At 66.3% G+C, this 11,930-nt stretch carries 8 protein-coding genes; 2 read left to right on the forward strand and 6 right to left on the reverse strand.

Going from position 1 to position 11,930, the window contains the following annotated elements:
- Positions 1-34: 34 nt before the first annotated feature.
- The 3 genes from V5F68_RS16985 to V5F68_RS16995 form a co-directional block, all read right to left on the reverse strand.
- On the reverse strand, positions 35-880 hold the full coding sequence (locus V5F68_RS16985) for a penicillin-binding transpeptidase domain-containing protein (RefSeq protein ID WP_394014196.1): 846 nt from the start codon (positions 878-880) through the stop codon (positions 35-37).
- Positions 881-969: 89 nt separating this feature from the next.
- Positions 970-1,797, reverse strand: coding sequence for a 3-methyl-2-oxobutanoate hydroxymethyltransferase (gene panB, locus V5F68_RS16990; RefSeq protein ID WP_394014197.1), 828 nt, complete (start codon positions 1,795-1,797; stop codon positions 970-972).
- Positions 1,798-1,869: 72 nt separating this feature from the next.
- The gene (locus V5F68_RS16995; protein ID WP_394014198.1) at positions 1,870-2,439 is read right to left on the reverse strand and encodes an NnrU family protein; all 570 of its coding nucleotides are present in this window, start codon (positions 2,437-2,439) and stop codon (positions 1,870-1,872) included.
- A 402-nt stretch (positions 2,440-2,841) separates the two neighbouring features.
- Between V5F68_RS16995 and guaB the strand changes: the two genes are divergently transcribed.
- Positions 2,842-4,365 (forward strand): IMP dehydrogenase, encoded by a 1,524-nt coding sequence (gene guaB, locus V5F68_RS17000; RefSeq protein ID WP_394014199.1) that lies wholly within the window; start codon positions 2,842-2,844, stop codon positions 4,363-4,365.
- A gap of 149 nt (positions 4,366-4,514) precedes the next feature.
- Here the strand turns inward: guaB and metH are convergent, their stop codons facing one another.
- From metH to V5F68_RS17015, 3 genes are all read right to left on the reverse strand, one after another.
- Complete coding sequence (gene metH, locus V5F68_RS17005) at positions 4,515-8,246, reverse strand: methionine synthase (RefSeq protein WP_394014200.1); 3,732 nt, start codon at positions 8,244-8,246, stop codon at positions 4,515-4,517.
- A 102-nt stretch (positions 8,247-8,348) separates the two neighbouring features.
- Entirely contained in the window at positions 8,349-9,272 is a 924-nt protein-coding gene (gene metF, locus V5F68_RS17010) for a methylenetetrahydrofolate reductase [NAD(P)H] (RefSeq protein WP_394014201.1), read from the reverse strand.
- On the reverse strand, positions 9,272-10,291 hold the full coding sequence (locus V5F68_RS17015; RefSeq protein ID WP_394014202.1) for an ArsR/SmtB family transcription factor: 1,020 nt from the start codon (positions 10,289-10,291) through the stop codon (positions 9,272-9,274). The genes metF and V5F68_RS17015 overlap by 1 nt, the downstream gene beginning before the upstream one ends.
- Before the next feature lie 318 nt (positions 10,292-10,609).
- Here V5F68_RS17015 and V5F68_RS17020 point away from each other — a divergent pair, with 318 nt between their 5' ends.
- Entirely contained in the window at positions 10,610-11,860 is a 1,251-nt protein-coding gene (locus tag V5F68_RS17020) for a L,D-transpeptidase (RefSeq protein WP_394014203.1), read from the forward strand.
- Positions 11,861-11,930 lie beyond the last annotated feature (70 nt).

Genomic DNA, 11,930 nt, shown 5'->3' on the forward strand with positions numbered 1-11,930 from the left:
CGGGTCGCTTTGAACGGGCGCGTCCATGGCCGCCTCAGCGAGCCTGGGCCTGGAGCACGGGCTCCAGCGCCATCAACGCCTGCTGGCGCGCCCGCAGGCCAAGCGATTCATCCACCGCGAAATCAAGGGACATGAAGCGCACGAAGACGAATGTCCGCCCGCCCTTCTCCGCCCAGCCGACGAACCAGCCGAACGGCCGCGTCCGGTCCAGCGAGCCGTCGTTCAGCTGCAGGAATCCCGAGCCCGTCTTGCCATAGAGCATATAGCCGGCCGGCTCCTCGGGCGCCTTGAGCAGGGCGATGGTCTTGTCCACGGCCTCAGTGCTGACCGGCAGCTCGCCCTTCAGCATCTTGCGCAGGAAATCCACCTGCTCGCGCGGCGAGATCTGGAGCGACGAGGACAGCCAGGCGCGGATCAGCCCGTTGTCTCTGCCGGGATCGCCGGAGAGGTTCTCATTGCCATAGGCGAACCCCTTCACATAGCCGGCGAGTTTCTCGGCTCCGAGCTTGCGAGTGAGCACCTGCGAGTACCAGACGACGGAATTCTTCATCCAACTCTGCGGCGTCTGGGGCCCGGCCCACGTCTCCTTCTGCGCGCCATCGCCTTCCGCGAGCCCGGGCTCGGTGGTGAACACCGGCGCCGTCGCGCTCTTCAAGATGCCGCTGTCATAACCCAAGAGCGCCAGGGCGATCTTGAAGGTGGAGGCGGGCGAATGGCGGCTCGCGCACAGGCCCTGCTTCGCCACCACCTGGGCGCTTTTTAGCTCGGTCACCAGAAGGCAGTCCTCGGCCGCCTGAGCCGGCGGGGCGAGCAGAAGCGGCAGGGCGAGCGCGGCCAGCGCCCACAGGCCGCGGAGCGCTTGCCCTCCGAACGCGCGCACGACGAGCCGCGCAGCGCCCCTGCCCGGCAAGCGGGAGGGGGGGCAAGCTAAGGTTTCCACACAGGTTGCGCCCCCGCCTGCCAGCCGGCTCACGCCTTCGGCACCTTGGGCGCATAGGTGTGTTCCGGGCCAGGGAAGGTGCGGGCGCGCACCTCGTCGGCATAAGTGGCCACAGCCTGTTCGATGGCGGGGCCCAGCTCGGCATATTTCTTGACGAACTTCGGCACGCGCTGGCCGAGCCCGAGCATGTCTTCCAGCACCAGAATCTGGCCGTCGCAGGCGGGGCTGCCGCCGATGCCGATGGTTGGGGTGGAGATGTCCTGCGTGATGCGGCGGGCCACCGGCTCGGCCATGGCTTCCAGAACGATGGAGAACGCACCGGCATCAGCCACCGCGCGGGCATCCTCCACGATGGAAGCGGCTTCCGCATCGTCGCGGCCGCGGGCCTTGAAGGAGCCGAGCGTGTTGATGGCCTGGGGGGTGAGGCCCACATGCCCCATCACCGGCACGCCGCGGTCCACCAGGAAGCGCACCGTTTCGGCCATGCGCACGCCGCCTTCCAGCTTCACCGCGCCGGCGCCGGTTTCCTTGAGCACGCGCGCGGCGGTGTGGAACGCCTCCACGGGGCTCGCCTCATAGCTGCCGAACGGAAGGTCGACGACGATCAGCGCCCGCTTCGTGCCGCGCACCACGGCGCGGCCATGCACGATCATCATCTCCACCGTGACCGGCACGGTGGTTTCCAGCCCGTGCATCACCATGCCCAGGCTGTCGCCCACGAGGATCACATCCACGTGGCGATCCAGCAATTGGGCGGTATGGGCGTGATAGGAGGTCAGGCAGACGATGGGATCCCCGCCCTTGCGCGCGAAGATTTCCGGCGCGGTGACGCGCTTGGCGTCGGCTTGAATGGACATGACGCGTTCCTCGATATGTTTTTGCTTGAAGCCTGGATGGGCGGGGACCCGGCGCGCGGCCCGCCCGAAAAGTCAGCCCATGACGGGCACGCCGACGACATAGGGATGAAAAACGAAGGCGAGCAGGAGATAGACGACAAGGCCGCCGGCCACGGCCAGCATGTCTCCCCGATAGCCCTGCGGCGCCACCGGCAGCGGATCGCCCCGGCGCTTCAGCGAGATGCGGTCGTAGACCGCCCACGCGAGCACCGAGCCGAACAGGACCATGGAGGCGATATCGCCATTGGCCAGCAGATGGGCCAGCGCCCAGACCTTCACCGCCACCAGCAACGGGTGCTTGAGCTTCGCCTTGATGTGACTCGGGACATAGGCTGCCACGCCTGCGATCGCGGCGAACAGCATCAGCAGCATGGTGATGTGCCGCATGAACAGCGGCGGATCCCAGATCGGGGCCGAGCCCGCCGCGCGCCAGAGCGCGAATCCATAAGCCGTGAGCAGGAGACCGCTGACCGCGACGAGCGAGAAGAATCCCTTGTATTGCCCCTCGCCGAGGCGGGCAATCAGCTGCGCCCGCATCCCCCGCAGGCTGACCAGCACATGGCCCCCCAGCAACAAGACGAGCCCGAACAGCATCATGTACATGCGCGCATTCCTTGCCGCGATATCCTGCTCGCGCCGAACGGTGCGGCCCGCTCACACGGACGTGCCTTTCGGGCGGGCGTGGGGACATTAGAGCATGCCCAAGAAATGTCGATCAGGAATTGATCCCGGCATACCCATATAAGATATTGATATCGCTATGTATATTTTAGATGCATCACGAGCGGGCCTCTCTGCGGGGCGCAGGCGGCCGCCCCGCGCATCGCACCGCAAGGCGCCTCTGCGCCGGACGCATGGGGGAAGCGTGTCAGCAGGTCTTTGAATCGTCGCGCGGCCATGGTATGCGCCACCGCCAACTCGATAACGCAGGCGGGACGAGCTTTTCCGCGGCGTTTCCTTCTTCCCGGCCGGACGCTCGGCCGCGCTCACTTCAAGGAGTTGGCCATGTCGTCGCCCAGCGTGCCCGGCTCGATCCACCCCATTTCCGGTTCGCCCTTTCGCGAAGCGCTGACCTTCGACGACGTGCTGCTGCTGCCCGGCCCGTCGGAAGTCATGCCCGGCGATGTGAAGCTGATCAGCCGCCTCACCTCCACCATCACGCTCAACATTCCCATCCTGTCCGCGGCGATGGACACGGTGACCGAATCGCGTCTCGCCATCGCCATGGCCCAGGCCGGCGGCATCGGCGTCATCCACCGCAACCTCACGCCGGAAATCCAGGCCGAGCATGTGCGGCAGGTGAAGAAGTTCGAATCGGGCATGGTGGTGAATCCCGTCACCATCCATCCCGACGACACGCTCGCTGACGCCCTGGCGCTGATGAAGCGCTATTCCATCTCCGGCATTCCGGTGGTGGAGCGCGGCTCCAACGGGCGCGGCGGCAAGCTGGTCGGCATCCTGACCAACCGCGACGTGCGCTTCGCCACCGACCCCACCCAGCGGGTCGCCGAGCTGATGACCAAGGACAAGCTCATAACGGTGGATGAGGGCGTCAACCAGAGCGAAGCCAAGCGCCTGCTGCATCATCACCGCATCGAGAAGCTGCTGGTGGTGGACAATGATTACCGCTGCGTCGGCCTGATCACGGTGAAGGACATCGAGAAGGCAGTCGCCAATCCCAACGCCGCCAAGGACGAGCAGGGCCGCCTGCGCGTTGCCGCCGCCACCACGGTGGGCGAGGACGGCTACGAGCGCACCGAGCGCCTCATCGACGCCGGCGTCGATCTGGTGGTGGTCGATACCGCCCACGGCCATTCCCGCAAGGTGCTGGACCAGGTGGAGCGCATCAAGCGCATGTCCAACACCACCCAGATCCTGGCCGGCAACATCGCCACCGCCGACGGCGCCAAGGCCCTGATCGACGCCGGCGCGGACGCCATCAAGGTCGGCATCGGCCCCGGCTCCATCTGCACCACCCGCATTGTCGCGGGCGTGGGCGTGCCCCAGCTCACCGCCGTGATGGATGCGGTGGAGGCGGCCCAGGCCACCAACACGCCGGTGATCGCTGATGGCGGCATCAAATATTCCGGCGACCTCGCCAAGGCGCTCGCCGCCGGCGCCTCCTGCGCCATGATCGGCTCGCTGCTGGCCGGCACCGACGAGAGCCCGGGCGAAGTGTTCCTGTTCCAGGGCCGCTCGTACAAATCCTATCGCGGCATGGGCTCGGTGGGCGCCATGTCGCGCGGTTCGGCGGATCGCTATTTCCAGGCGGAAGTGCGCGATACGCTGAAGCTGGTGCCGGAAGGCATCGAGGGGCAGGTCGCCTATAAGGGCCCGGTTTCCGCCGTGCTGCATCAGCTCTCCGGCGGCCTGCGCGCCGCCATGGGCTATGTGGGCGGCGCGGATCTGACTGAATTCCGCGAGAAGGCGCGCTTCGTGCGCATCTCCTCCGCCGGCCTGCGTGAAAGCCACGTCCACGACGTGACCATCACCCGCGAGAGCCCGAACTATCCCATGAGCGGGATCTGAGGAAAGCGCGCTCGCGCTGACGGGCCTGCCGCGTCAGCGATCGTGCTTTCTGAATCGAAAAAAGCCGAGGCTGCATGCCTCGGCTTTTTTATTGCGCGATGGCGTGGGCTGAAGCGCGCGTGGGTCGCCGCCTTCGCCCCGGCCCTGCCCTATTCGGCGGCTTCGCGCCGGGTGGGATCGTAATTGAGGATCGGCGCGAGCCAGCGCTCGCCCTCCTCCACGCTCCAGCCCTTGCGGACCGCATAATCCTCCACTTGGTCGCGCTCGATCCGGCCGACGCCGAAATAGGCGCTCTCGGGATGGGAGAAATAGAGGCCGGAAACAGCCGCACCGGGCCACATGGCATAGCTCTCGGTCAGTTCCAGGCCGATCTTGCTGGTGGCATCCAGGATCGAGAACAGCGTGCCCTTTTCCGTATGGTCCGGCTGCGCCGGATAGCCCGGCGCGGGGCGGATGCCGCGATACTTCTCCAGGATCATGTCGTCGTTGGAGAGCCCCTCGTCCGGCGCATAGGCCCAGAGCTGCGTGCGCACGAGATGATGCATGCGCTCGGCGAAGGCTTCCGCAAGCCGGTCCGCCAGCGCCTTCACCATGATCGCGGAATAATCGTCGTTCGCATGCTTGAAGGCATCGGAGCGCGCCTGCTCGCCGAAACCGGTGGTGACGGCGAAGCCGCCCACATAATCCGGCACGCCGGTTTCCAAGGGTGCGACGAAATCCGAGAGCGCCAGATTGTAGCGCCCCTCGCGCCGGGCGAGTTGCTGCCGCAAGGTGTGCAGGGTGGCCAGCGGTGTCTTTCGGGTATCGTCGCGGAACAGGACGATGTCGTCGCCGATGCTGTTGGCGGGCCAGAAGCCGACCACCGCCTTCGCCGTCACCCACTTCTCTTCCACCATCTGCGCGAGCATGGCCTGCGCATCCTTGAACAGGTTGCGCGCCGGCTCGCCCACCGTGGGGTCTTCCAGGATCGCCGGATAGCGGCCGGACAATTCCCAAGATTGGAAGAACGGCGTCCAATCGATGAAGGGCACGAGGTCGGCGAGATCGTGGTCCTCGAACACGCGGGTACCGAGGAAGGCGGGCTTGGGCGGCAGATAGGCCGAGAAATCCAGCTTCAGCCCATTTTCGCGCGCCTTTGCCAGCGGCACGCGCTGCTTGGCGGCATCCGCGCGGGCATGGGCGTCCGCCAGCTTCACATATTCCGCCTTCACGTCGGCCATGTAGGAGGCGCGCGTTTCCGGGTTCAGCAGGTTCGCCACCACGCCGACCGCGCGGCTCGCGTCGGTGACATAGACCGCCTGCCCGCGCTCATATTGCGGGGCGATCTTCACCGCCGTATGGACGCGGGAAGTGGTGGCTCCGCCGATCAGCAGCGGCACGACAAAACCCTCGCGCTCCATCTCGGAGGCGACGGAGACCATCTCGTCGAGCGAGGGGGTGATGAGGCCGGAGAGGCCGATCACATCCACATTCTCGCGCTTGGCGGTTTCCAGGATCTTGGCAGTGGGCACCATGACGCCGAGGTCGATGACCTCGAAATTATTGCACTGCAACACGACACCGACGATGTTCTTGCCGATGTCGTGCACGTCGCCCTTCACCGTCGCCATCAGGATCTTGCCGGCGGACGAGGATTCGGTGGTGCCGTTGTCCAGCTTCTCCTGCTCCATGAAGGGCATGAGATAGGCCACCGCCTGCTTCATCACGCGGGCGGACTTCACCACCTGGGGCAGGAACATCTTGCCGGCGCCGAACAGGTCGCCGACCACGTTCATGCCCGCCATCAGCGGGCCTTCGATGACGTGCAGCGGCCGCGCCACCTGCTGGCGGGCTTCCTCGGTGTCGGCATCGACGAATTCGGTGATGCCGTTGATCAGCGCATGGGCGAGGCGCTTCTCCACCGGCCAGGTCCGCCAGGCGAGATCCGCCTCCTTCTTCTCCTTGCCGGCGCCGCCCTTGAAGCCTTCGGCCAAGGTCAGCAGGCGCTCGGTGGAATCGGGATCGCGGTTGAGAACCACGTCCTCGCACGCCTCCCGCAGCTCGGCCGGGATTTCGTCATACAGCGCGAGCTGGCCGGCATTGACGATGCCCATGTCCATGCCCGCCTTGATGGCATGGTAGAGAAATACCGCGTGCATCGCCTCGCGCACCGGCTCGTTGCCGCGGAACGAGAACGACAGGTTCGACACGCCGCCCGAGATGTGGGCGTAAGGCAAATGCTCGCGGATCCAGCGCGTGGCTTCAATGAAATACACGCCATAGGGGGCGTGCTCCTCGATGCCGGTGGCGACCGCGAAGATATTGGGATCGAAAATGATGTCCTCGGCCGGGAAGCCGAGTTCCTCGGTGAGGATCTTGTAGGCGCGAGCGCAGATCTGGGTCTTGCGCTCGAACGTATCGGCCTGCCCCTGCTCGTCGAACGCCATCACCACCACGGCGGCGCCATAGCGGCGCACGAGGCGCGCCTGTGCGCGGAAGGCGTCCTCCCCCTCCTTCATGGAGATGGAGTTCACGATTCCCTTGCCCTGGATGCACTTCAGCCCGGCCTCAATGATCGCCCATTTCGAGCTGTCCACCATCACCGGCACGCGGGAAATGTCGGGCTCGGCGGCGACCAGATTGAGGAAGGTCACCATGGCCTTCTGGCTGTCCAGCAGGCCCTCGTCCATGTTGATGTCGATGACCTGGGCGCCGTTCTCCACTTGATCGCGGGCGACATCGAGCGCGGCGGGGAAATCGCCATTGGTGATCAGCTTGCGGAAGCGGGCCGAGCCGGTGACGTTGGTGCGCTCGCCCACATTCACGAACGGGATCTGCGGCGTCAGCTCGAACGGCTCCAGGCCCGAGAGGCGCAGCATGGGCGGCAGGTCGGGCACGAGGCGCGGCTTGTGGACGGAAACCGCCTTCGCCACCGCCGCGATATGGTCCGGTGTGGTGCCACAGCAGCCGCCGACGATATTCACGAGGCCCGAGGCGGCGAACTCGCCCACCAGGGCCGCCATGGCTTCGGGGCTCTCGTCATACATGCCGAATTCATTGGGCAGGCCGGCGTTGGGATAAGCGCACACCAGCGTATCCGCGACCTTGCCGATCTCGGCGATATGGGCGCGCATCTCCTTGGCGCCAAGGGCGCAATTGAGGCCGATGGAGAAGGGCTGCGCGTGGCGCAGCGAATACCAGAAGGCCGCCGGCGTCTGGCCGGAGAGCGTGCGGCCGGACAGATCGGTGATGGTGCCGGAAATCATCACCGGCACGCGATAACCCAGTTCGTCGAACAGCCCCTCGATGGCGAAGATCGCCGCCTTGGCGTTCAGCGTGTCGAAGATGGTCTCGATCAGCAGCAGGTCGGCGCCGCCGTCCAGCAGGCCGCGCGCCTGCTCGCCATAGGCGACGGCGAGTTCGTCGAACGAGGTGGCCCGGAAGCCGGGGTCGTTCACGTCCGGCGAGATGGAGGCGGTGCGGTTGGTGGGCCCGATGGCGCCGGCGACGAAGCGGCGGCGGCCGTCCTTCTCCTGCGCCTGCTTTGCCGCTTCCTTGGCGAGGCGGGCGCCTTCCACGTTCAGTTCGTAGGCGATCTCCTCCATGCCATAGTCGGCCTGGGCGATGGTGGTGGAGGAGAAAGTGTTGGTTTCGACGATGTCGGCGCCGGCCATGAAATACTTCAGGTGAATGGCGCGTACGTCGTCCTGCCGGGTGATGTTCAGCAGGTCGTTATTGCCCTTCACGTCCCGCGGCCAGGCGGCGAAGCGCGCGCCGCGATAGCCGGCCTCGTCCAGCTTCAGGCCCTGGATCATGGTGCCCATGGCCCCGTCCAGCACCAGGATGCGCTCGCGCGCGGCGGCATGGAGAGCGGCGGTGGTTTCGTTTCGGGTGTTGGTCATGGTGCACCACTGATCCCGTCTGGGAAGCCTTGAATCGTCTGCTCGGGAAAGCGGCCCGGACCGCTCGGGACGGCACCGCCGCCCCGCATTAAACGCAAAACATCACACGGCGATGGCCTGCGGTGCCGTGCTCGCCATGCCCTTGTCCCGAAGGCCGAGCAGATGGCAGATGGCATAGACCAGGTCGGCGCGGTTGAGCGTGTAGAAATGGATATCGCCGACGCCGCGATCAACCAGATCGGTCGCCTGCTCGGCCGCCACGGCGGCAGCGATCAGCTTGCGCGTCTCGGGATCGTTGTCGAGCCCTTCGAAACGCTTGGCGAGCCAGTCCGGCACGCTCGCGCCGGTGCGGGCGGCGAAGTTCGCGGCCTGTTTGAAATTGGTCACCGGCAGGATACCGGGCAGGATCGGAATGTCGATGCCGCGCGCGCGGACCTTGTCCAGATAGCGGAAATAGACGTCGTTATCGAAGAAGAACTGGGTGATGGCGCGGGTCGCCCCGTTGTCCACCTTCTCCTTCAGATAATCGATGTCGGCATCGATGCTGGGGCTTTCGGGATGCTTCTCGGGATAAGCCGAGACGGAGACCTCGAAATCCCCGAGCTTGCGGATACCGGCGACCAGATCGCAGGCATGGGCATAGCCGTCCGGGTGCGGTTCGTATGTCGTGCCCACCCCGCTGGTGGGATCGCCGCGCAAGGCGACGATGTGCTTCACGCCGGCCTTGGCATAGGCGCGGACCACGTCGTCGATCTCCGCGCGGGTCGCGTCGACACAGGTGAGATGGGCGGCAGGAGCAAGATCGGTCTCGCGCACCAAGCGCTCGACCGTGGCATGGGTCCGCTCCCGCGTGGAACCGCCCGCCCCGTAGGTCACAGAGACGAAGCGGGGCGCAAGCGGCGCGAGGCGCGCGACGCTGGCCCACAGGTTGCGCTCCATCTCCTCGGTCTTCGGCGGGAAGAATTCAAACGAGACGCCCACCGGCGCCTTGCCAATTTCCCGGCTCGCTCGGATCGGCCCGGCCATCACGCAACCTCCTGCTGTTCTTGGACTTCGGCGACGCGGGGGTCGCGGGCGAGCCATAGGGATACGGTCAGCGCATCGCCGCCGCCGCGCTCGGGGACGAGCAGGCGATGCATGGTCGGCACGAGCCCGGCCTGGGCCAGCCAGTTCTCCACCGCCTCGGCAGAGAACCCGAGCCGGCGGTGGGCATGGGCCTCGCGCAGGAATTCCAGGTCGTGGGGCGCGAAATCGATCACCAGCAGGCGGCCGCCGGGCCGCAGCAGCCGCGCCGCCTCGCGCACCGCGCGCCCGGCATCGTCCAGAAAGTGCAGCACCTGATGGACGATGATGGCATCGAAGCTCTCGCGCGGCATGGCGAGATTGTAGATGTCGCCCTGCCGGACCGAGCAATTGCGGATCCCCGCCTGCTCCAGATGGGCGCGGGCGATGCCCAGCATGTCGGGCGAGAGGTCGATGCCCACGCCGCGGCCGATCTCGGGCGCGAACAACTCCAGCATGCGGCCGGTGCCGGTGCCGAGATCGAGAAGGGAGTCGATAGGCCGTCCGGAAAGGGCCTCCCGCACCGCCGCCTCAACCGCCGTCTCGGGCACATGAAGACTGCGGATGGCGTCCCATTGGGCGGCATGGGCGGCGAAATAGGTCTGCGCCGCCTGGGCGCGGGCAGCCCGCACCTCGGCGAGACGCTCGCGGTCGCGCCGCGCCACATCGTCCAGCGGATCGAGCAATTGGAGCAGGATGCCCGCGAGGCACGCGCCTGGTCCTTCGGCGGCGCGACGGTAGAACATCCAGCTGGCCTCGCGGTGACGCTCAACCAGCCCCGCGTCGGCCAGCAGCTTGAGGTGCCGGGAAATGCGTGGCTGGGATTGGCCGAGAATCTCCGTCAGGTCGGACACCGTCAGCTCCGCCTCGCCGAGCACGGCGAGCAGACGCAGGCGCGTGTCCTCCCCGGCCGCCTTCAGCCCTTCGAGAAGGACGGCATAGGACAGTGGCTTCGCCGCGAGATCGTGACCAACTAAAGACATAAAGATATCTTTATATTGATCCCGCGCCGTTTTCAAGCGGCGCGACCGTCACCCTCCTGCAACGCATTCCAGGATTGCACCACGTTTGGGTTACCAATGCGTCTTTGCGTTGCGCCGCGGTCGAGCGGGCGCTACGAGTTCAACGGAACATAAGGTGCCCTCAAGTGGTTATGGAAGCGGCGGGGAACCATTGTTTCGCGGGCTTGATCCATCGCATGAGCGTCTAACGCTCCGGCATGCAAGCTTGGCAAAACGGTGGGGTGAAAAAATTCCGATCGTTTCCAATTTCGTCACGTTTCAGGATTAACAACGAATCCCATGACGCTGCGCAACACACTCCTCTCCGCCCTTGGGATCTCCGTCCTGGCTGCTTCGGCACAGGCTCAGCCCGTCCAAAGCCGGTATTATGTCCCCGCGGCCGCGGCGGTGGATGAAGATGAGCCGACCGGCGCCATCGCTCCCGAACCGTCGGGAAGCGTCCCCGGCTATAATGATCCTTATGCGCGCCCCGCGACGCGCAACGACGCCGTTCAGAGCGCGCCCATCGCGCCGCCGCCCGGCAGCGTTCAGGCTCCCACCTATTCCGCGCCCGGCTATGCCCAGCCGGCGCCCCAAGGCTATCCGCAGGGTGCGCCCGTCCAGGCCGCCGCCCCCAGCAACCAGCCGATCTCGATTGCACCCCAAGGCAGCTACGCCCCGCAGGGTGGCTATGCCTCCCAGGGCGCGCATGGCACCAACGCGCCGCAGGGTTACGTCCAGCAGCCGCAGGGATATGTGCAGCAGCCCCAAGGCTATGTGCAGCCCCAGGCTTCGGATGAGCCGCCGACCTCCGCTCAGCAGGATGCGCTGCGAGCTCAGGCGCTCCAGCAGGGATATGTCCAGCCGCAGCAGGGCTACGTCCAGCCGCAGCAAGGTTACGTGCAGCCCCAGACGGCCGCCTATGGCAGCGCCGCGCCCGGCCCGGCCGGTGCTCCGCCGTCGGGCGTGTACGGGGCCAACGCCGCCGTTGTGCCCGGCACGCAGGAAGCGCCGTCCGGTCCGCGCATCGAGAATGTCGATCCGAGCGAGCCGGTGCCCGAGCGCTTCCGCCGCCAGACGGTGGATTTCCCGAGCACCCAGCCGCCCGGCACGATCGTGATCGATACGTCGAACACCTATCTCTATCTGGTTCAGGGTGGCGGCAAGGCGATTCGGTACGGCATTGGCGTGGGCCGCGAAGGCTTCACCTGGGCCGGCACGGAGAAGATCACCCGCAAGGCGGAATGGGCCGATTGGCGCCCGCCGTCTGAAATGATCACCCGCCAGCCCTATCTGCCGCGCTTCATGGCCGGCGGCCCCGGCAATCCGCTCGGCGCGCGCACGCTTTATCTCGGCGGCACCGAGTATCGTATCCACGGCACCAACGAGCCGCAGACCATCGGCAAGTTCGTGTCCTCCGGTTGCTTCCGCATGCTGAATGCGGACGTGGAAGACCTGTTCGACCGCGTCAAGGTGGGCACGAAGGTTGTCATCATGCCCAAGACCGGAGGGGCGCAGGCGAACGCCGCGTCCAATTCCCAAGCTCGTTGAGTCGCCCGCCGCGCGTGACGCGTCGGTTCGAGTTTAAGAAAGCGCGCCCGGCCGGCGCGCTTTTCTTTTG

The sequence above is a fragment of the Roseixanthobacter pseudopolyaromaticivorans genome, assembly GCF_043195145.2.
GTDB lineage: Bacteria > Pseudomonadota > Alphaproteobacteria > Rhizobiales > Xanthobacteraceae > NCEH01.

Excerpts from the sequence above, each read along its gene's own strand:
- V5F68_RS17020 (WP_394014203.1), top strand. The coding sequence starts at position 10,610 with ATGACGCTGCGCAACACACTCCTCTCCGCCCTTGGGATCTCCGTCCTG.
- V5F68_RS17015 (WP_394014202.1), bottom strand. The coding sequence starts at position 10,291 with ATGTCTTTAGTTGGTCACGATCTCGCGGCGAAGCCACTGTCCTATGCC.
- metH (WP_394014200.1), bottom strand. The coding sequence starts at position 8,246 with ATGACCAACACCCGAAACGAAACCACCGCCGCTCTCCATGCCGCCGCG.
- guaB (WP_394014199.1), top strand. The coding sequence starts at position 2,842 with ATGTCGTCGCCCAGCGTGCCCGGCTCGATCCACCCCATTTCCGGTTCG.
- panB (WP_394014197.1), bottom strand. The coding sequence starts at position 1,797 with ATGTCCATTCAAGCCGACGCCAAGCGCGTCACCGCGCCGGAAATCTTC.
- metF (WP_394014201.1), bottom strand. The coding sequence starts at position 9,272 with ATGGCCGGGCCGATCCGAGCGAGCCGGGAAATTGGCAAGGCGCCGGTG.
- V5F68_RS16995 (WP_394014198.1), bottom strand. The coding sequence starts at position 2,439 with ATGTACATGATGCTGTTCGGGCTCGTCTTGTTGCTGGGGGGCCATGTG.